The sequence below is a fragment of the Roseovarius sp. YIN77 genome, from assembly GCF_057219155.1.
Genome location: NZ_JBXVVI010000004.1, coordinates 64,945 through 83,882, shown reverse-complemented (window position 1 = coordinate 83,882; position 18,938 = coordinate 64,945). Strand labels below are relative to the sequence as shown.

At 55.3% G+C, this 18,938-nt stretch carries 21 protein-coding genes; 15 read left to right on the top strand and 6 right to left on the bottom strand.

From position 1 onward, the window contains the following. Window positions 1–35: 35 nt before the first annotated feature. On the top strand, window positions 36–782 hold the full coding sequence (locus tag AC2D8P_RS06530; protein WP_484701467.1) for a rhomboid family intramembrane serine protease: 747 nt from the start codon (window positions 36–38) through the stop codon (window positions 780–782). After that, window positions 779–1,138: a GFA family protein gene (locus AC2D8P_RS06525; RefSeq protein WP_484701466.1), complete on the top strand. Its 360-nt coding sequence runs from the start codon at window positions 779–781 to the stop codon at window positions 1,136–1,138. The genes AC2D8P_RS06530 and AC2D8P_RS06525 overlap by 4 nt, the downstream gene beginning before the upstream one ends. Here the strand turns inward: AC2D8P_RS06525 and AC2D8P_RS06520 are convergent, their stop codons facing one another. After that, window positions 1,139–1,927, bottom strand: a complete 789-nt coding sequence (locus AC2D8P_RS06520) for an inositol monophosphatase family protein (RefSeq protein WP_484701465.1) — start codon at window positions 1,925–1,927, stop codon at window positions 1,139–1,141. A gap of 135 nt (window positions 1,928–2,062) precedes the next feature. Between AC2D8P_RS06520 and AC2D8P_RS06515 the strand changes: the two genes are divergently transcribed. Together AC2D8P_RS06515 and AC2D8P_RS06510 are read left to right on the top strand one after the other, a co-directional pair. Continuing rightward, complete coding sequence (locus AC2D8P_RS06515) at window positions 2,063–3,217, top strand: amidohydrolase/deacetylase family metallohydrolase (protein WP_484701464.1); 1,155 nt, start codon at window positions 2,063–2,065, stop codon at window positions 3,215–3,217. Continuing rightward, window positions 3,214–4,074 (top strand): D-amino acid aminotransferase, encoded by an 861-nt coding sequence (locus tag AC2D8P_RS06510; RefSeq protein WP_484701463.1) that lies wholly within the window; start codon window positions 3,214–3,216, stop codon window positions 4,072–4,074. The genes AC2D8P_RS06515 and AC2D8P_RS06510 overlap by 4 nt, the downstream gene beginning before the upstream one ends. Here AC2D8P_RS06510 and AC2D8P_RS06505 read toward each other — a convergent pair. Next, window positions 4,071–4,982, bottom strand: coding sequence for a LysR family transcriptional regulator (locus AC2D8P_RS06505; RefSeq protein ID WP_484701462.1), 912 nt, complete (start codon window positions 4,980–4,982; stop codon window positions 4,071–4,073). The genes AC2D8P_RS06510 and AC2D8P_RS06505 overlap by 4 nt on opposite strands. Window positions 4,983–5,080: 98 nt before the next feature. Here AC2D8P_RS06505 and metF point away from each other — a divergent pair, with 98 nt between their 5' ends. Further along, window positions 5,081–5,947, top strand: coding sequence for a methylenetetrahydrofolate reductase [NAD(P)H] (gene metF, locus AC2D8P_RS06500; protein ID WP_484701461.1), 867 nt, complete (start codon window positions 5,081–5,083; stop codon window positions 5,945–5,947). Window positions 5,948–5,962: 15 nt separating this feature from the next. On the opposite strand, the gene AC2D8P_RS06495 is transcribed toward metF, so the two are convergent. Further along, window positions 5,963–7,069 (bottom strand): DUF2235 domain-containing protein, encoded by a 1,107-nt coding sequence (locus AC2D8P_RS06495; protein ID WP_484701460.1) that lies wholly within the window; start codon window positions 7,067–7,069, stop codon window positions 5,963–5,965. A gap of 235 nt (window positions 7,070–7,304) precedes the next feature. Here AC2D8P_RS06495 and AC2D8P_RS06490 point away from each other — a divergent pair, with 235 nt between their 5' ends. From AC2D8P_RS06490 to AC2D8P_RS06445, 10 genes are all read left to right on the top strand, one after another. Next, window positions 7,305–7,865, top strand: coding sequence for a NifU family protein (locus tag AC2D8P_RS06490; RefSeq protein ID WP_484701459.1), 561 nt, complete (start codon window positions 7,305–7,307; stop codon window positions 7,863–7,865). After that, window positions 7,855–8,511, top strand: coding sequence for a tRNA (adenosine(37)-N6)-threonylcarbamoyltransferase complex dimerization subunit type 1 TsaB (gene tsaB / locus AC2D8P_RS06485; protein WP_484701458.1), 657 nt, complete (start codon window positions 7,855–7,857; stop codon window positions 8,509–8,511). The genes AC2D8P_RS06490 and tsaB overlap by 11 nt, the downstream gene beginning before the upstream one ends. Before the next feature lie 4 nt (window positions 8,512–8,515). Next, a complete protein-coding gene (gene rimI / locus AC2D8P_RS06480) occupies window positions 8,516–8,932 on the top strand; it encodes a ribosomal protein S18-alanine N-acetyltransferase (protein WP_484701457.1) in 417 nt (138 codons plus the stop codon). A gap of 141 nt (window positions 8,933–9,073) precedes the next feature. After that, window positions 9,074–10,069: a BMP family lipoprotein gene (locus AC2D8P_RS06475; protein WP_484701456.1), complete on the top strand. Its 996-nt coding sequence runs from the start codon at window positions 9,074–9,076 to the stop codon at window positions 10,067–10,069. Between the two features lie 28 nt (window positions 10,070–10,097). Next, window positions 10,098–10,460, top strand: a complete 363-nt coding sequence (locus AC2D8P_RS06470) for a nuclear transport factor 2 family protein (protein ID WP_484701455.1) — start codon at window positions 10,098–10,100, stop codon at window positions 10,458–10,460. Next, complete coding sequence (locus AC2D8P_RS06465) at window positions 10,457–11,992, top strand: ABC transporter ATP-binding protein (RefSeq protein WP_484701454.1); 1,536 nt, start codon at window positions 10,457–10,459, stop codon at window positions 11,990–11,992. Before AC2D8P_RS06470 ends, AC2D8P_RS06465 begins: the two co-directional genes overlap by 4 nt. Then, on the top strand, window positions 11,992–13,086 hold the full coding sequence (locus AC2D8P_RS06460; RefSeq protein ID WP_484701453.1) for an ABC transporter permease: 1,095 nt from the start codon (window positions 11,992–11,994) through the stop codon (window positions 13,084–13,086). Before AC2D8P_RS06465 ends, AC2D8P_RS06460 begins: the two co-directional genes overlap by 1 nt. Beyond that, window positions 13,086–14,051, top strand: a complete 966-nt coding sequence (locus AC2D8P_RS06455; RefSeq protein ID WP_484701452.1) for an ABC transporter permease — start codon at window positions 13,086–13,088, stop codon at window positions 14,049–14,051. The genes AC2D8P_RS06460 and AC2D8P_RS06455 overlap by 1 nt, the downstream gene beginning before the upstream one ends. A 108-nt stretch (window positions 14,052–14,159) precedes the next feature. Next, on the top strand, window positions 14,160–15,077 hold the full coding sequence (locus AC2D8P_RS06450) for a sulfite exporter TauE/SafE family protein (protein WP_484701451.1): 918 nt from the start codon (window positions 14,160–14,162) through the stop codon (window positions 15,075–15,077). Next, window positions 15,077–15,847, top strand: coding sequence for a TIGR02186 family protein (locus AC2D8P_RS06445; RefSeq protein ID WP_484701450.1), 771 nt, complete (start codon window positions 15,077–15,079; stop codon window positions 15,845–15,847). Before AC2D8P_RS06450 ends, AC2D8P_RS06445 begins: the two co-directional genes overlap by 1 nt. On the opposite strand, the gene AC2D8P_RS06440 is transcribed toward AC2D8P_RS06445, so the two are convergent. The 3 genes from AC2D8P_RS06440 to AC2D8P_RS06430 form a co-directional block, all read right to left on the bottom strand. Further along, window positions 15,837–16,475, bottom strand: a complete 639-nt coding sequence (locus AC2D8P_RS06440; RefSeq protein WP_484701449.1) for a YrbL family protein — start codon at window positions 16,473–16,475, stop codon at window positions 15,837–15,839. The genes AC2D8P_RS06445 and AC2D8P_RS06440 overlap by 11 nt on opposite strands. A gap of 71 nt (window positions 16,476–16,546) precedes the next feature. Then, window positions 16,547–17,281: an SDR family oxidoreductase gene (locus AC2D8P_RS06435; protein ID WP_484701448.1), complete on the bottom strand. Its 735-nt coding sequence runs from the start codon at window positions 17,279–17,281 to the stop codon at window positions 16,547–16,549. Continuing rightward, a complete protein-coding gene (locus AC2D8P_RS06430; protein WP_484701447.1) occupies window positions 17,278–18,801 on the bottom strand; it encodes an ATP-dependent DNA helicase in 1,524 nt (507 codons plus the stop codon). Before AC2D8P_RS06430 ends, AC2D8P_RS06435 begins: the two co-directional genes overlap by 4 nt. Between the last annotated feature and the right edge of the window lie 137 nt (window positions 18,802–18,938).

Below are 18,938 nucleotides of genomic sequence, written 5' to 3'. Positions count from 1 at the left end.
TTGACCAAGGTCGCGGATTGGGCGAGCCTCGGCGCATGATCCCAATTCGCGACCACAACCCATCTTCCACCCGCCCTTATGTCACCTGGGCGTTGATGGTGCTGAATATCGTCATCTTTATCAGCTATGTTCATTTGTTTCAGAGCGAGCGCGCGATCACCCTCTATTTCCGGGACTGGGCGTTAATTCCGGCCTTTATCTCTCACGGTGAACATCTGCATGGATTGGTAACTTCATTATTCTTGCATGGCGGCTGGCTGCACCTCGCAGGCAACATGCTGTTTTTGTGGATTTTTGGCGACAATATGGAAGATGAGCTCGGCCATCTGGGGTTCTTGGGCTTCTACCTTGCCGCGGGCATCGTTGCAGGCTTCACCCAATATCTGGCCGCGCCAATGTCTTTTGTGCCTGTGGTTGGCGCCTCCGGCGCAATCGCTGGTGTAATGGGCGGCTATCTGCTGCTATTTCCAAAGGCCCGGATCGACATCTTTTTCTTTTTCATCATCTTCTACAAAATCATCCCGTTGCCGGCATGGCTGATGCTGGGATTTTGGTTTGCTGCGCAGCTTTTCAATGGCGTATTGGCAGATGCAGGTGGGCCCGGCGTGGCCTATCTGGCCCATGCAGGCGGGTTCATCGTCGGTTTGGTTTTGATGTATCCCGGATGGAAACGACGCGGCGGTCGGGCCTTTTGGGACAAAACAGACGGTCGCCCACCCTATCCCGAGGCGCGCTATCGCATGGTGCGCACGTCCATTCCAACAGTTCGGAGACGTAAATGAAACTAACCTGTCACTGCGGCGCGGTGGAGCTTGATGTCACCCTCGCCGACGGGCTCAACACCGCCCGGCGCTGTGATTGTTCCTTTTGCCGTAGACGAGGCGCGATCGCTGTCACCGCACCGTTGAACGGAGTGAAAATCGTGCGCGGGGCCGACAAATTATCCCTGTATCAATGGGGAACCAAGACCGCCAAACACTATTTTTGCTCGGTTTGCGGGAACTACACGCACCACCAGCGCCGATCGAACCCAAATGAATATGGGATAAACGCTGGCGCGTTAGAGGGCGTCAATCCAGCCGAGATCAAAGATGTTCCCTGGGATGACGGGGTAAACCACCCCTCTGATCGCAACTGATCAGCGCGCGCGCACAACCTTGGCAAACTGATCGAAAATCGGTTCATTGGCGGCAACCACATTGCCGTTTTCCATCGGGGTTTGCCCCTCACGGATCGATCCGACCAGTCCGCCTGCCTCTGCCACCAGCAGCAGGCCTGCCGCAATATCCCAGGCATTCAGCTCGCGTTCCCAGTACCCGTCATAGCGGCCAGCCGCCACATAGGCCAAATCCAACGCCGCAGATCCAAAACGCCGAACGCCGGCGCATAGTGGCATGATCCGCCCCAGGTCCTGCAACGTTGCGGGCAATGTTTTCTTTCCGGCAAAAGGAATACCCGTGGCAAAGATTGACTCGATCATCCGGTTGCGACCAGAGACGCGCAAGCGGCTTTCGTTCATCCAGGCGCCAGCGCCCTTTTCGGCGAAGAACAGTTCATCCTTGGCAGGATCATAGACCACAGCAGACACGATCTGGCCCTTGTGTTCCAATGCGATGGAGACGGCAAAATGCGGCAGGCCGTGCAAAAAGTTGGTGGTCCCGTCCAGCGGGTCGACAATCCAGCGACGTGTCGGGTCTTTGCCCAGCTCTTCTCCGCTTTCTTCGGCCAGCCAGCCATAGGTGGGGCGGGCCTCCATCAAATCATCACGGATAATCTTCTCTGCCGCAAGATCAGCCCTGCTGACAAAGTCACCGGCACCCTTCATAGACACCTGCAGGTTTTCCACTTCGCGGAAATCCTTGAGCAACGAACGCCCCGCCTTACGCGCGGCTTTGATCATGATGTTAAGATTTGCACTGCCCTGCATGTCCGGCTCCTGTATCCAGAGCGCGCATATACGCCTGACCGCTGGCTTTGCCAAGGGCAAAGCCGCTATGTGCATGGCGGGACAACTCACAAAATCACAATATTCTTGCTCAGCCGCTGAATCTGGTTTTCAGTCGTGAAACGAACCGTTGGGGGCACGATGGAACATTTTGACCTGATCTTGCGCGGTGGCCGCGTGATTGACCCGGCCCAAGGCATAGACGCGTTATATGATGTTGCATTCGCTGATGGGAAGATTGCCCTCCTCGCCCCCCAAATCACCGCCACCGCCAATCGCATTCGGGATGTTTCTGGCTGTATTGTCACCCCCGGTTTGATCGACCTGCACACCCATGTCTATTGGGGCGGAACGTCCATCGGCGTAGAGGCCGACCGCTACGCCAGATCATCGGCTGTGACCACTTTGGTTGACACCGGATCAGTCGGTCCGGGGAATTTCGCGGGGTTTCGCCATCATGTCATGAACGTGTCGCAGGCCCGAATATTGGCATTCCTGCATATTTCTCATGCCGGAATATTCGCTTTTTCCAAACGCATCATGGTCGGAGAAAGCGAAGAAATGCGCCTTATGGACCCTTTGACCGCGATCGAGGTCGTGAACGCAAATCGTGATGTCATTGTAGGGATCAAGGTTCGCTTGGGCAGGTGGACCTCTGGCATTCATGGCATGGCCCCGTTCGAATATGCCCTACAGGTCGCCGAAGAGGTCGGCCTGCCCCTGATGGTTCACATAGATGATCCGCCTCCCAGCTATGACGAGGTCGTAATGCGACTGCGCAAGGGGGACATTCTGACACATTGCTTCCGCCCGTTTCCCAACACCCCCCTGACCAGCAATGGCAAAGTCCGCCCCGCCGTGCTAGAGGCCCGCAACCGCGGCGTCATCTTTGATATCGGTCATGGAATGGCATCGTTTTCGGTTAAGGTCGCGCGTCAGATGCTGGAAAACGGGTTTCCACCTGATACAATTTCATCCGATGTACACTCTTTATGCATCGACGGTCCGGCATTTGATCAATTGACAACGCTCTCCAAGTTCCTCTGCCTCGGCATGCCGATCAACGACGTCATTCGCGCCTCTACCGAAAACGCGGCATTTGCCTTGGCCCGCGAAAGCCTTGGCAGCTTGGCACCCGGCACAACAGGTGATGCTTCCGTTTTGCGGATTGAAGACGGCACGTTTGAATATGAAGATGGCGATCAGCAGAAATTTATCGGCACCCAAAGATTATCGGCAGAAGCCACGATTATTGGAGGAACAATTTGGTGAACCATCTGGATCAAATCGTCTATTTGAATGGTGAATTTATCTTAGGTCGTGATGCGAAAATATCAATCTTTGATCGTGGCCTGCTCTTTTCGGATGCAGTGTACGAGGGGCTGGGCGTTCTGGATGGACACGTGATTGATCTGGATATGCATCTAGGCCGCCTGGGATCTTCTCTCGAAAAACTAAACTTCCCAATTCCGTGTTCCGACACTGAGTATCGATCCGTCTTCAATCAGCTTATCGCCCAAAACAATTTGAAAGAAGGTTTCTTATATCTTCACATCACCCGTGGCGAAGCAGATCGAGACTATGTTTATTCCGCTGACGCCAAACCAAACATCTTTGCCTTTGTTCAGCACAATGCCATTCCCGATGCCGATGCCACGCCCAAAGGTATGTCGATGCGGTCCCATCCTGATTTGCGCTGGAAACGGCGCGACATCAAAACCTCAAACCTTTTGGGTCAAGTCATCGCCAAAACTGCTGCCGCCGCAACCGGCGATTATGAGGCGTTGATGATTGATGATGCGGGATTTGTGACCGAAGGTGGCGCCACCAGCTTTTTCATCGTGAAAAATCAAACCATCTTTGCCCGCCCCGTCAGCAACGACATTTTGCACGGGATCACCCGCCAAACAATGCTGCGCGTCGCAGCCGAATTGGGCTATGCGATTAAACTTGAACGGATAACGTTGCAGGACGCATTAAATGCGGATGAGGCATATCTGACGGGCGCCTCCAGCTATGTGCAACCTGTAACGATGATAGACGATCAAGTAATCGGAAATGGCGCACCCGGTCGGTTCACGTTGTCTTTGCGGGCGGCTTATCTGGCCGCCGTCCGATCCAAAGACTAATCCCTTCCCCGCTGCATTTTCACCGGGATAGTGCGGGCCAGCCTGATCAGATGCGCGACAAAGGATTTCTGGGCATCCTCCTCTCGCGTGGCGGCATATAGCCTGCGGGTCAATCCACCCTTTGTGACCGGACGCGTGACATAGTCAGAGCTATATCGCACTTCACGCACCACCCAATCGGGCAACACCGCAACACCACGGTTGGACGCGACCAACAATAGGATGACAGCCGTCAACTCTACCTGACGGACGGCGCGTGGTTCGACTTTGGCTGGGGTCAGAAGCTGAGTGAACACATCAAGGCGCGCCCGTTCTACAGGATAGGTGATCAACAGTTCATCCCGGAAATCTGCGGCCTCGACATATTTCTTTTGCGCCAACGGATGCTGGGATGATGCGACAAAAACCGGTTCATAGTCAAAAAGCGGTGAAAACGTCACCTCAGGCAGTTGTTCTGGATCTGACGAAATGACAACATCAACCTCCTCTCGCCGCAGGGCAGGCAACGCGTCAAAGGCCAGTCCGGGGCGGATATCCACATCAACATCAGGCCAGGCTTTGCGGAACTCTTCCAGCACCGGAAACAGCCATTCGAAACAGGCATGGCATTCAATGGCGATGTGCAGCCTACCGGTTTTACCCGTTTGCAGATTTTTGAACTCTTCCTCCAGCGCTTCCAGTTCTGGCAGGATACGCTCGGCCAATCGCAACAGCCGCTGCCCCGCGGCCGACAGACGCAGAGGTTTTGATCGCCGGGCGAACAGTTCCACGCCGGCCTGGTCTTCCAACCCCTTGATCTGATGGCTCAATGCAGATTGGGTAATGTTCAGGATGTCAGCAGCCTTTGCCAGCCCGCCAGCATCATGGATCGCCTTAATCGCGCGCAGATGTCTGAACTCGATATGCAATTCAAACAATCCTCATATTAAAGATGAATATTATGAATTTGATTCATTAATACATTCGTGTGAGAGGAGGATCAAGCACTGACACAAGGACGCCCGCTATGAACCCGCCTCGCATATCATTTGAATTCTTCCCGCCCCAATCGTTGGAGGCTTCGTTCCGGTTATGGGAAACAGTAAATGTGCTGTCGCCTTTGAACCCGGAATTTGTCTCCGTCACCTATGGCGCGGGTGGCACGACCCGTGAATTGACACACGAGGCGGTGGATACGATCGGGTCAAATTACGGGCTGAACGTGGCGGCGCATCTGACATGTGTCGAGGCAACCCGCGAGGAAACACTGGAAATCGCAAATCAATACGCCCGGGCCGGGGTTCGCGATTTGGTGGCGTTGCGCGGTGATTGCCCAAATCAAGATGGTCAGTTCAAGGCCCACCCAGACGGGTTTGCCGACAGTTGCGAACTGATCGAGGCTTTGGCGCAAACCGGTAAGTTCAACATCCGCGTCGGTGCGTATCCCGAATCTCACCCAGATGCCGTGAGTTCGCAACAAAACATCGACTGGTTGAAGCGCAAGGTCGATGCCGGTGCCAGCTCTGCGATCACGCAGTTCTTTTTCGAGGCTGAAACCTACTTCCGGTTCCGCGACGCCTGCGACAAGGCTAGTATCAATGTGCCGATCATTCCTGGAATTCTCCCAGTGCAAAGCTGGTCAGGTGTGCAGAAATTTGCACGTCGTTGCGGCACGACCATCCCCCAAGATGTCGCGCGGACATTTGAAAAAGCCATTCGGGATGACCGCGAGGAGCTGCTCGCGCTGGCCTTCTGCACGGAACAGTGCACCACGCTGATCGAAGGTGGTGTTGAGGATCTGCATTTCTATACGCTGAACCGCCCCGAACTGACCCGTGATGTCTGCCGTGCCTTGGGTATTGAGCCCAAAGCGGTGCTGAAGAAAGTTGCCTAATCACCAATCACGTCTTTATGGCTGGACCGGCTTCGATCCACGCAGACGCGGCCTGTCCTGCCATTCAAACAAATCATCCCGCATGACTTTTGCCTTTGGATGGCATTCCGAAGCGCTTTCGTGAATCCGTTCAGACGCATCCGCACCAATCAGACGTTTGCGGCGGGCCAAAAACAGCTTGCCCCAACCCCGGTTCATCCCAAATGCAGGGGCGTCGGGATCGGTTGGGAACTTGTCTCGCCACCCTTCAGGCAAAGCCAGCCCCAATCCCTCTGCTTTTTCCAAAATCCAGACCAGCGGAATATTTGATAGCGGGCGGGCGGCGCTGAACTCTCCGACTTGTCCCCCCACATCGGCATGAGCCCCGCGAAACCACATCTGTTCGACATAGCTTTGACAATCCGGGCCGCATTCCCACAAGACCGGGCTGTATGCTTCCCGGGTCTCGTCCATGGCAAGGGCATGAAACCCGTTTCGGGTGGTCGCCCCCAAATGCGTGTTGTGGAAGGCGTGGCGCCCCTCATAGAGCATCCAGAGGAGCGGCGCCCGCAAACCCAGCGCCTTGACCGTATCCCACACCCCGATCATTTCAATTTCAACCTGATCGTGACAATAGAGTTCTGAAAATTCACGGGCGATATCGCTGTCATGGCCGGACTCATAATGTCGATATGCAGTCCGGATATTGCGTTCTGTCGCCTGATCCGGCCTCAACAATCCAATGGTATCGATCACCCCGGCCAGAGACCGGATCGCATAGGCCCCACGAGAGTAACCAAACAGGAAAATCCGATCGCCCGGGCGATATCGCGATGCTAAAAACCCATAGGCGCGCCGGATTTGACGGTTAATCCCTGCCCCCTGAATAACATCCATCGTATGACGCCACTGGCGCCACTGAACCCCAGCCTCGTACCGGATGGATTGCCGGGCCGAACTTGGGTTTTCAGAAAGCAACTTATAGGTCAAACCGGCATTGGTTTCGCACCCATCCATCAATGATGACATGGTGCCGTCCAGAATGACCACATGATCGACTTGTCCTCTCTCCACCGTCGGCGCCGACTGGCTGGCCCCCGGAGACAACCGCAACCACTGGCCTATGCGTTTTAACAGGCGCATGGGCTGACCTTTGGAATATCGGTTACACAAGCAATCATAAGATCAATATTGGTCCTAAGTATGACACAAACCATGAAATTTCGTGTGAAGAAATGTAAGAAGACTGTAACAAACCGCACGTTGGACAATTTACACCCAAAATTTCGGCATGTTTGGGACAATCTTAGAACTATTCTAAACCTTGACAGCCTGTGTCCTCGGGCGCATATCAATATTCCAGAACCGGAGGCCAAAGATGTTCATCCAAACCGAATCCACACCAAACCCCGCAACACTGAAATTCCTGCCTGGCCAAACAGTGCTGAGCGCCGGAACAGCGGATTTCCCGACACCCGATACAGCGGGCCAATCCCCGCTTGCTCAGCGTATTTTTGCGCATGAGGGTGTGACAGGTGTGTTTCTGGGCGGTGACTTCATTACGGTGACCAAGTCTGAACAGATTGACTGGGATCATATCAAGCCTGCCATTCTGGGCGCGATCATGGAACATTTCCAATCCGGCCAACCTGCAGTCACCGATGGGTCTGATACCGGGGGACATGCCGAACATAGTGGGCCGGATGCGGACATCGTGAACCAGATCAAAGAACTTCTGGATACACGCGTGCGCCCGGCCGTGGCGCAGGACGGCGGGGATATCACCTTCCACGGATTTGATCGCGGTGTCGTTTATCTGCACATGCAGGGCGCCTGCGCAGGTTGCCCATCCTCAACGCTGACCTTGAAAATGGGGATCGAGAACCTGTTGCGGCACTACATTCCAGAGGTTGTAGAGGTTCGCCCCGTTGCCGCATGACCCGCTAATTCTGGGATTTGACACATCGGCTGCGCATTGCGCAGCCGCTTTGCTTTGTGGCAACAATGTCGTCGCTGAGCGCATAGTCCCGATGAAGAAGGGGCAGGCCGAACATCTGATGCCCATGCTTGAGACCCTGTTGGCAGAGAGCAACGTCAACTGGCCCGATCTCACCGCCATCGGTGTTGGCATCGGCCCCGGTAATTTCACCGGAATTCGCATCTCCGTCGCCGCTGCGCGCGGCTTGGCACTGTCCTTGGGGATCCCGGCCATTGGGGTCAGTAGTTTTGAGGCCCTGAGGTCTGGCACCGATGGTGTTGTGGTTGTTACGCTCCCCGCACCGCGCGACAGTTTTTATCTGCATATCTTGGGCGGTGGTGAAGTTTCCTCCCCCATGCAATGCGATCTTCAGTCGATGCCCCCACTACCGGCACGGGCCGAACCAACGGTGATCGGTCATTTGGCTGTCGAAATCGCACAGACCTGCGGCGGCCATGTTGCAGAGCCCAAAAACACGTTGCCTGTTGGCATTGCCAGGGTCGCTTATGCCCACAGGCATAATAACGCCCCCCGGCCTGCCCCACTTTATGTTCGGGCCGCTGATGCCGCGCCGCCCCGCGATCCGGCCCCAGTGATTCTGGATTGATCCCATGCTTTTGGCATCTGATCTGTCGACCCTGCACGCGCGATGCTTCACCAGCCCACGCCCGTGGTCAGAAACGGAGTTTGCGTCGCTTTTGGATGATTGTCATGTCTTTGTCCTGGGATCGTCTGACGGCTTCGTCCTCGGCCGGGTCATCGTTGACGAGGCGGAGCTTTTGACCATTGCTGTAGATCCGGACCGCCGCGGACAGGGATTAGGGGCACAATTGCTGACAGAATACGAAACTCTGGCCCGTTCCAGAGGCGCCGAAACCTCGTTTCTGGAAGTCGCCGCCGACAATATCGCCGCAAATACCCTGTACTCGCGACATGGATATGTGCAATCGGGCCGGCGGATCGGGTACTACAAAACACCTGATCAGCACCGTATCGACGCGTTGGTTATGTCCAAATCCCTTGCGTAACTTTACGACCATTTGGTCAAAAAGCTATTGACGCCCCCGGTCTGCTACGGCCTAATCCTCGGATGATCCAAGGCGATCAGCCTGACCAACCGGCCACGCAACGATACAGTCGCGGGCTGATGACATAACCGGGAGAGAGACATGACTCTGATGCGTACCCTTCTTGGCGCGGCAGCAACGCTGGCGCTGACTGCAACCGTTTCGGTTGCCGACCCCGCTCTGATCTTTGATCTGGGGGGCAAGTTTGACAAATCCTTTAATGAGGCTGCCTACACAGGTGCCGAACGCTGGGCACAGGAAACCGGCGGTTCTTACGGCGAGGTTGAAATTCAGTCAGAGGCCCAGCGTGAACAGGCCCTGCGCCGCTTTGCAGAACGCGGATTTAGCCCGATTGTCGTAACCGGATTTGGATACGCCTCGGCGTTAGAAACCGTTGCTCCCGAATTCCCCGACAGCAAGTTCGCCATCATCGATGTGGACTGGCTGGGTGATCTGCCCAATGTGCGTCAAGTCGCATTTACTGAACACGAGGGGTCCTATCTGGTCGGCGTCGCTGCGGCGATGGCCTCGAATTCCGGCACTGTTGGATTTGTCGGTGGCATGGACATTCCGCTGATTTCAAAATTCGCCTGTGGCTATGTTCAGGGCGTGAAATCGGTCAATCCTGACGCGACGGTTATTCAAAACATGACCGGAACCACACCCGCCGCTTGGAATGATCCGGTGAAGGGTGGCGAACTGACCCGCGCGCAAATCAGCCAAGGTGCGGATGTTATTTATGCCGCCGCGGGCGGAACCGGTATTGGCGTTCTACAAACCGCAACGGATGAGGGTGTTCTGTCCATCGGTGTGGACAGCAACCAAAACCACCTACATCCCGGCTCTGTCCTAACATCAATGCTGAAACGCGTGGATGTGGCTGTTTATAACGCCTTCAGCGCTGGTGATGATCTAGAGGCGGGCGTCGTCGTTTTGGATCTGGAAAAAGAGGGCGTCGGCTACGCACTTGATGAAAGCAACGCCGAAATCTTCACTGCAGAAATCAAAGCCGCCGTTGATGCCGCAAAATCTGCAATTATTGACGGGTCTGTCTCGGTCCATGACTACACCACCGACAGCAGCTGCCCGGTAATGTAAGAAACATCCAACCTGCAGGAGCGTTCAGATGACGGATACAACCGCGATTTCTGAATTTTTTGCGGGTTGGGGTGAAGCAACTGCCAAAGGCCGGGAAAAAGCGATTGTTCCGGCCTTGGGTGCAACATTTCACTATGCTGACCCCCACACACCCGAGCCGGTCACATCCGTTGACGGGTTTCTGAAATTCGTCGCGGGATTTGCCGCGAATGCCCCCGGGGCCACCGTCACCGTTCTGGACCCGGTCGATACCCATAATGGCCATTTCCGCTGTTCAGTACGCTTTGACATGGGGGCGGAGATGTCGATGATCGGACAGTATTTTGGTGATCTGGATGCAGCGGGCAAAATCACCCGCATGATCGGCTTTGTTGGTAAAGGCGCAGAATGAATACAAGTCCCGCCATAGAACTTCGCGGCATTTCCAAGGCCTTTGGCCCGGTGCAGGCGAACAAGGATATTTCCATCTCTGTCTCCCCCGGCACCATCCACGGTATTGTCGGGGAAAACGGAGCGGGGAAATCAACCCTGATGTCGATCCTTTATGGGTTCTACAAGGCCGACGCGGGCGAGGTATTCATCAAGGGCCAGAAAACCGACATTCCCGACAGCCAGGCCGCCATTCGTGCCGGCATTGGCATGGTCCACCAGCATTTCAAGCTGGTGCAAAACTTCTCGGTCCTGGAAAATGTCGTGTTGGGCGCAGAGGATGGCCCATGGCTGCGCCCGTCGCTGGCCAAAGCCCGCCAACAGCTGACCGATCTTGCACGTGAATACGAATTGAACGTCGACCCTGATGCTCTGGTGGAAAACCTGTCGGTAGGCCATCAGCAGCGGGTCGAAATCCTAAAGGCGTTGTATCGTCAAGCCGAGATTTTGATTTTGGACGAACCCACCGGCGTTTTAACCCCGTCAGAGGCCGATCACCTGTTCCGCATCCTGCGCAATCTGAAGGCCGAGGGAAAAACCATCATCCTGATCACCCACAAACTGCGCGAGATCATGGATGTCACCGACACCGTCAGCGTCATGCGTCGGGGAGAGATGAAGGGCACGATCAAAACTGCAGACACCTCACCAGAGGATCTGGCGGAACGTATGGTTGGTCGCAAGGTATTGCTGCGGGTTGACAAAAAACCGGCCCAGCCCGGTGACCCGGTTCTGAACATCGAAAATCTGAAAGTTATCGACAGCGACGGCGTGGAACGCCTGCGCGGGATCAACCTGAATATTCGCGCTGGCGAAATCCTTGGTATTGCCGGGGTGGCTGGAAATGGTCAGTCCGAGTTGTTGAAGGTTTTGGGCGGTTATCAGGTGGCCTCCGGCTCTGTTGAGCTCAAAGGTCAGTCAATTGACTTGACAGGTGTGCATTCCGATGGCCAGTCCCGCCGCGAAAACGGCATTGCTCATGTGCCAGAAGATCGGCATGCCGAGGGTCTGATCCTGCAATTTGCCGCCTGGGAAAATATGGCCTTCGGCTACCATAACGACCCGAAATTCAACAAGAATTCCGTTCTGATGGACAATGCCGCCATTCGCGCAGACACCGAAGAGCAGATGGAACGCTATGACGTGCGCCCCCCCAATCCACGCCTGAAGGCGATGAACTTTTCCGGTGGCAACCAGCAGAAAATCGTGCTGGCACGAGAGATAGAGCGAGACCCTGATCTACTGTTGATCGGTCAACCCACACGCGGCGTCGACATTGGCGCGATTGAATTCATTCACCAGCAGATCGTCGCCCTGCGCGATCAGGGCAAGGCGATCCTACTGGTGTCCGTCGAACTCGACGAGATCATGTCACTCTCGGACCGGATCGCGGTGATGTTTGATGGTCAGATCATGGGCGAACGCTTGCCTGATCAGACCAATGAAAAGGAACTGGGTCTTTTGATGGCCGGGATGAACGAGGAAGCCGCCTGATGCAAAAGATACCTCGCTGGGCCGATCTGGTCCTGATCCCATTAATCAACCTAACGCTGGCCTTCCTGATTTCCGGTCTGGTGATCCTCGCCATCGGCAAGGACCCGATTGTCGCGATCAAGACCATGATCGATGGTGCCTTTGGCAGCTCCAACGGCTGGGGCTACACGCTCTACTACACCACCAACTTTATCTTTACCGGTCTGGCCGTGGCTATCGCCTTTCACGCCCGCATGTTTAATATCGGGGGCGAAGGACAGGCCACATTGGGGGGGTTGGGTGTGGCCCTGGTCTGTCTGTCGATCAACTGGCCGCATTGGTTGGTTGCCCTGCCCTTTGCCATCATTGGCGGTGCGGTGTTCGGTGCGGCATGGGCGGCGATCCCCGCCTATCTGCAAGCCAAACGGGGCAGCCACATCGTGATCACCACGATCATGTTCAACTTCATCTCGGCCGCACTACTGGGTTACCTTCTGGTCAACTCCCTGAAAGAGCCCGGCAATATGGCGGCGGAAACCGCAAAGTTTCCCGAAGGCACCCACCTGCCCACGTTCCATGAAATGCTGGCCCCCTTCGGGATTGAGTTCAGCAAACACGCCCCGGCCAATGTCAGCTTTCTGATCGCACTTTTGTGTTGTTTCCTGTTTTGGGTGCTGATCTGGCACACGCGTCTGGGCTTTGCCATCCGATCCTATGGGCAAAGCGAAAATGCCGCCCGCTATGCCGGCATCTCCCCCGTGAAAATCATCATGGTCTCCATGCTCTTGTCCGGCGGTCTGGCCGGGCTCATGGCCATCAACAATGTCATGGGCGAAAGCGAGCGGTTGATCATGAACGCGGTCGAAGGTGCCGGATTTATCGGCATCGCTGTTGCCCTGATGGGGCGTTCGCACCCGGTGGGGATCATATTGGCAGCACTTCTTTTTGGGTTCCTCTATCAGGGCGGTGCTGAACTGTCGTTGTGGGAAAACATCCCACGTGAACTGGTCGTGGTCATTCAGGCGCTGGTGATCCTCTTTACCGGAGCGCTGGACAATATGGTCCGCGCCCCGATCGAGGCGCTGTTTCTGCGATCCGGGAAAGGAGGCGCATGATGGATTTTCAAACGATCATTCAGATTTTGGACTCCTCTGTCCGGCTCGCGACCCCGTTGTTGCTGGCCTGTCTTGCTGGCCTGTTTTCAGAACGCTCCGGCATTTTCGATATCGGGTTAGAGGGCAAGATGCTGGCCGCTGCCTTCCTCTCCGCTGCCGTCGCGGCCGCCACCGGATCGGCATGGCTGGGCATGTTTGCCGGGATTTTTGTGTCTTTGTTGTTGGCCCTGCTGCACGGTGTCGCCTCGATCACCTTTAGGGGCGATCAGTTGATCTCTGGTGTGGCCATAAATTTCCTCGCGGCGGGTCTGACTGTAATTGTCGGTCAAAGCTGGTTTGGCCTGGGCGGGCGCACGCCATCCTTAACCGGTGACGGACGGTTTGAACCATGGGATTGGCCCCTTGCCGGTGTTCTGGAAAACGTGCCCGTTGCAGGCCCGATCTATTCCGAACTGATCTCGGGCCATACCCTGCTGGTCTATGTGGCGATCATTGCTGTCCCGCTCAGCTGGTATGTGCTGTTTCGGACCCGCTTTGGTCTACGCCTGCGGGCTGTTGGTGAAAATCCGGGTGCCGTGGATACTGCTGGGATTTCCGTCACCCGCTTGCGTTATTCTGGCGTTCTGATCTGCGGATTGTTGTGCGGTCTAGCTGGTGCTTATTTGGCAACGGGTCTGGCCGCGGGGTTCGTTAAGGACATGACCGCCGGGCGTGGCTTTATCGCATTGGCCGCCCTGATCTTCGCCAAATGGCGGCCGTGGCACGCGCTTGGGGCTTGTCTGCTCTTTGGCTTGCTGGAGGCGATTGGCAACAGATATCAGAGCATCGAACTGGCCGGGATTGTTCTGCCTGTTCAGCTGATGCAGGCCCTGCCTTACATCCTGACCGTGGTGATTCTTGCCGGTTTTGTTGGCAAAGCCATCCCACCGCGTGCCGGGGGCGAGCCCTACGTGAAAGAACGATAGCGCCAGATCAGCTCACCTGTCAGTCCAGTTGATATTTTTTTCCTAGCAAACAGGGAAATGGTCCTTGCACCGGTTGCATTTTCCACAGCACCGGCGCTAGGAAGGGCCATGCAAATCTACCTGCCCATCGCCGAAGTCTCCGTCAACGCTTTCCTGCTCCTTGGTCTGGGCGGGATGGTCGGTATTTTGTCCGGTATGTTCGGGGTCGGTGGTGGTTTTCTTATGACCCCACTGTTGTTTTTCATCGGCATCCCTCCGGCTGTTGCGGTCGCGACGGAGGCCAATCAAATCGTCGCCTCTTCATTCTCTGGCGTACTGGCCCATCTGAAGCGAAAGACCGTCGATTTCCGAATGGGCACGGTGCTATTGATCGGCGGGCTGGCGGGCTCTGCGCTCGGGGTGCAGATCTTTAACACGCTCAAAAGCATGGGACAGGTCGATCTGCTGGTCAAACTTTGTTATGTGCTGTTTTTGGGCATTATTGGCGGCTTGATGTTCATCGAAAGCCTACGCGCCATCCGGCGCAGCGGCAAACCAGGCGTGGCCCCAAAACGCAAGAAACACAACTGGGTGCACAACTTACCCTTTAAGGTCAAGTTCCGCACATCAGGGCTTTATATCTCTGTTTTCCCGCCACTTCTTGTCGGGGTTTTCGTGGGTATTCTGGCCGCGATCATGGGCGTTGGCGGCGGTTTCGTCATGGTACCCGCGATGATCTATCTGCTAGGGATGCCAACCAAAGTGGTTGTCGGAACTTCACTCTTCCAGATCATCTTTGTCACAGCCTTCACCACATTGCTCCATGCCACAACCAACCACACGGTGGATATGGCATTGGCTGTTTTATTGTTGATCGGCGGCGTCATCGGTGCCCAGATTGGCACCCGGATCGGCACCTATTTGAAAGCAGAACAGTTGCGCATCCTGTTGGCCATGATGGTTCTTTTGGTCTGTTTCAAACTGGCGCTTGATTTGCTGATCCAACCGACAGAGCTCTACTCCATTGATACAGGCGGAGGTCACTGATGTTCCTGCGCCTGCTCATTGTTTTGATGGTCCTGATCCTACCTGCCTCCGCCCAGCAGGTGGAGGAACAGGTCATCGCCAATATGAGCACCAATCGCGTGGCCATTACTGCCAATTTTGATGGTTCTGAAATTCTAATCTTTGGCGCCGTGAAACGCGAGGCGCCCGCGCCGGATACCGGCCCACTGGAAGTTATCATCGCAATTTCCGGCCCCCCCGAAGATGTCACCATCCGCCAAAAATCACGTGAGTTTGGTATTTGGGTGAACACGGATTCCTTCGATGTCGTGCAAGTTCCCAGCTACTACGCCGTGGCAAGTTCCAATCCGGTGCCACATATATTGGACGTAACCGAAGATCTTGAGCACGGGATCTCGATCCAAAACGCCGTTCGCACTGTTGATGAATCTGCGGCAACACGCAAAGCCTATGAATTTACCAATGCCTTAATTCGCATTCGACAAAACAATGGCCTGTATTCGCTCCACGAAGGCACTGTCGAGATCGGTGAGGAAACCCTGTTCAACACCTCCGTCTCTTTGCCATCCAATCTGACCGAGGGCATCTATATCGCGCGCATCTTCCTGACACGAGATATGCAAGTGATCAGCGAATACAAAACCCTTCTCTACGTTCAGAAAGAGGGTTTGGAGCGTTGGATTTTCAACCTGGCCCAAGAACAACCCCTGATCTACGGCCTGTTGTCACTGTTCATCGCCATCGCCGCTGGGTGGATGGCCTCTGCGGTGTTCCGGTTCATCAAGTCCTGACGGATTTGCGCAGATCGTCAATGCGATGCATTTCAACGATCAGCTCTGTGCGCTTTTTTGCGATCCATCTGTGATAAATAAATGGAACATGGGTTTTGGCTCTGAACAGAGTATTTTCCGAAATCCCGTCCACCAAGACCAATTGGCGTTTTCCGACGGCGTTTTCGCCCACGACAATGTTTCGAGGCGTAAGATCATATGCGACGATACGAGCAAGTTCTAACTCGTCAATCAATGCATGCGTTTCTGCAATCAACTCATCGCTTAAGCCATATCTCAATATATAGTTGTGCTGGGTTGCGGCAATCTCACCATTTGCGCCCGTGATTTTTTCGACGATCATACCTATCCCAAGATTTGTATCAACAAAACCCCAGAAAGCTGGCAAATAGATTGGCAGATGGTTCAATCGAGACAGGGCGGCAATGTATTCCTCGTATTCTTTATAGGCGGTCTTCAGGAAAGAAAACCGACGTTTGATAGGCCGCAGCCAAACAAATTTGCTTTTACTCCTACGGGGCTTGAAGACTTTGATTAGTGCATCTGGACGATCCGGATGCATAAAGACTTGGCGCCCTGTGCCTTGCGCAATCACTTTATCGGGATCAAGCTCAATATATCGTTCCATCGGCTCGCTTTGTACTCTCTGTTAGGTTCCTTTGGCGTGTTTCAGCCAACACAAATGACCACAATAGGCTGCTACCCCCGCCCAATGTAAGGCATCTTGGTGGCCATCACAGTCATGAACTGAACATTCGCCTCTGGTGGCATTTCAGCCATGTGTAACACTGATCGTGCGGCATCCTCGACACGCATCATCGGCATCAACTCAGCGGCCGGATTATCCGCCAGAATGCGGGCGTTCAGATCATCAACCAATTCTGTCTGCGCATTGCCGATGTCAATTTGCCCACAGGCAATATCATAAGGTCGACCATCCAGGGACAAGCTACGCGTCATTCCGGTAATCGCATGTTTTGACGTTGTATAACAAACCGACCCCGGACGCGGGTTGTGTGCCGATAGCGATCCATTGTTGATGATCCGCCCGCCCTGTGGCGACTGTGCTCTCATCTGGGCAAAGGCCAGTTGCGCCGCAATGAACATGCCGCGAATGTTGGTTGCAAGAACGTGGTCGAATGCATCCAATTCGATCTCATCAATCGGTCCAGACGGGCCAAACTGCCCGGCATTGTTGAACAGAACATCCAATCTGCCCACGTCGGCTACAAATTCAGCAAAGCGTTCTTTCATTGCCGCAGCATCCGTCACATCCGCAGACAGGGCGACAGCGTTGGAATACTCTGCCTCTATCTCCCTCAACATCTCTTCTCGGCGCGCGATCAGACCAACCCGCCACCCGGCTGACAAAAACAGCAGGGCAGTGGCCTTTCCGATGCCCGAACTCGCGCCTGATACAATGATGGATTTCATTCCTGAACCTCCAATTCAAAGGGGGCTGACGGGGTTTTCAGATCGTCAACGCGCAACCCCCCTGCGGGTCGGGCCAACCGGTTGCGCACCACCCAGATCAACCGATGCTGCGCCCGCGTGATCGCCACATAGGCCAGACGCTTCCACAGCGGCTGCCCAGCCTCGCTGCGCCCCATACGGGCGGCCACCCATAGATCCGGGGCAAAAACCTGCACCGTATCCCACTGGCTGCCCTGCGCCTTGTGGATTGTCACCGCCGCCCCGTGCAGAAACGCCGCTCCCATTCGGGCCGCAAAGGGGATAAAGGGTTCTTCTTCATCGGGAAACTCAATCTTCACAATCGAGGCCGCGCTGACCTGCGGATCTTCCGCGCCGATCACATGCAGTCGTGAAAAACCCGGTTTGCGCCCCGGCCCCAGATAGATCACCTGTGCGCCCTTGATCAGGCCGCGCGCCTCCAGATCCAGGCGTTTCTTGCGATGTTTCACCGGTAATTCAATACCATCACAAATCAGCGGCTCGCCCGGCAGCAATTCGGTATCTGGCGCGTCAAAGGCCTTGCGAAACGCCTGTATGAGCTTCACACGCGTGGCATTGCGCCAAACCAGAACCGGCGAACGCGCCATCAGATCGCTTTCCACCCGCTGCCCCATCACCACCCGGTCGTCGCGTCGGGCGACCTCTTCGACCATGCGCTCAAAATCTGGAAATTCCAGTGCTGGGTCAGCTAGGGCATGGGCCAGATCAAGGATCGGATTGTCTTCAGATTGCCGATGAATGCGGCTCAGCATGACCTTGCGCCGCTCAGACAGCCCATCAAACACCATCTTGCCAGACTGCCCCACCGGGGCCAACTGCGCCGGATCGCCAAACAGGACCAGCGTCGAAAAAATTTCCTGCAGATCCTCAAACTGCTTTTCATCCAGCATGGAACTTTCATCAACAAAACCGATATCCAGCGGATCTTCGCGCCGCTTCCAGCCGGTGATAAAATCTGATCCACGCAGACCTGCCGCCGCCAAGGCCCCAGGGATAGATTTGTTGACCTGATAAAACGCATACGCCCGGTCCAGCGCTGCGCCAGTCAGCCCCTCAATCTCTGGCCGTTCGCCATTTCCGGCCAACCATTCGGCAATCTTTTCATATTCCGGGTCATAGACCGGGGTGTACAAAATACGGTGAATGGTGGTCGCAGGCACGCCCCGCAGGCGCAAGACACTCGCCGCCTTGTTGGTCGGCGCCAGGATTGCCAAAGTCCGCCTGTCTTTGCGTCTTCGCCCCTCATAGTCGCCCGACACAATATCGACGCCCGCCTCCTCCAGCGCGCGGTAGAGTTCTGCCAAAAGCAACGTTTTGCCAGAACCTGCCTTGCCCACCACGGCCAGAACCTGCGATTTGCCGCTCGCTACAGGGGTCAGAAGGGCATCATCCAGATTTATCCCGGCCGATCGCAACAGCTCTGACACCCGATCATGGGCCTCCGCCTGATCCTCTGAATATGTTATGGCCTGCTCACTCATGGGCAGACCCTAGCTCGCGATTTAACGGGGCGCCACCATGAAGCCGCTTTCCTTTCGCCAAAAATACCTTGGGGTGAATGCGGCATCGCCGCAAAGGGGCAAAGCCCCTGCCCGTTCAAAGAAAAACCCGCGCCAAA

Excerpts from the sequence above, each read along its gene's own strand:
- AC2D8P_RS06530 (WP_484701467.1), top strand. The coding sequence starts at position 36 with ATGATCCCAATTCGCGACCACAACCCATCTTCCACCCGCCCTTATGTC.
- AC2D8P_RS06525 (WP_484701466.1), top strand. The coding sequence starts at position 779 with ATGAAACTAACCTGTCACTGCGGCGCGGTGGAGCTTGATGTCACCCTC.
- AC2D8P_RS06520 (WP_484701465.1), bottom strand. The coding sequence starts at position 1,927 with ATGCAGGGCAGTGCAAATCTTAACATCATGATCAAAGCCGCGCGTAAG.
- metF (WP_484701461.1), top strand. The coding sequence starts at position 5,081 with ATGAACCCGCCTCGCATATCATTTGAATTCTTCCCGCCCCAATCGTTG.
- AC2D8P_RS06495 (WP_484701460.1), bottom strand. The coding sequence starts at position 7,069 with ATGCGCCTGTTAAAACGCATAGGCCAGTGGTTGCGGTTGTCTCCGGGG.
- AC2D8P_RS06490 (WP_484701459.1), top strand. The coding sequence starts at position 7,305 with ATGTTCATCCAAACCGAATCCACACCAAACCCCGCAACACTGAAATTC.
- rimI (WP_484701457.1), top strand. The coding sequence starts at position 8,516 with ATGCTTTTGGCATCTGATCTGTCGACCCTGCACGCGCGATGCTTCACC.
- AC2D8P_RS06475 (WP_484701456.1), top strand. The coding sequence starts at position 9,074 with ATGACTCTGATGCGTACCCTTCTTGGCGCGGCAGCAACGCTGGCGCTG.
- AC2D8P_RS06470 (WP_484701455.1), top strand. The coding sequence starts at position 10,098 with ATGACGGATACAACCGCGATTTCTGAATTTTTTGCGGGTTGGGGTGAA.
- AC2D8P_RS06465 (WP_484701454.1), top strand. The coding sequence starts at position 10,457 with ATGAATACAAGTCCCGCCATAGAACTTCGCGGCATTTCCAAGGCCTTT.
- AC2D8P_RS06460 (WP_484701453.1), top strand. The coding sequence starts at position 11,992 with ATGCAAAAGATACCTCGCTGGGCCGATCTGGTCCTGATCCCATTAATC.
- AC2D8P_RS06455 (WP_484701452.1), top strand. The coding sequence starts at position 13,086 with ATGGATTTTCAAACGATCATTCAGATTTTGGACTCCTCTGTCCGGCTC.
- AC2D8P_RS06450 (WP_484701451.1), top strand. The coding sequence starts at position 14,160 with ATGCAAATCTACCTGCCCATCGCCGAAGTCTCCGTCAACGCTTTCCTG.
- AC2D8P_RS06445 (WP_484701450.1), top strand. The coding sequence starts at position 15,077 with ATGTTCCTGCGCCTGCTCATTGTTTTGATGGTCCTGATCCTACCTGCC.
- AC2D8P_RS06440 (WP_484701449.1), bottom strand. The coding sequence starts at position 16,475 with ATGGAACGATATATTGAGCTTGATCCCGATAAAGTGATTGCGCAAGGC.
- AC2D8P_RS06435 (WP_484701448.1), bottom strand. The coding sequence starts at position 17,281 with ATGAAATCCATCATTGTATCAGGCGCGAGTTCGGGCATCGGAAAGGCC.
- AC2D8P_RS06430 (WP_484701447.1), bottom strand. The coding sequence starts at position 18,801 with ATGAGTGAGCAGGCCATAACATATTCAGAGGATCAGGCGGAGGCCCAT.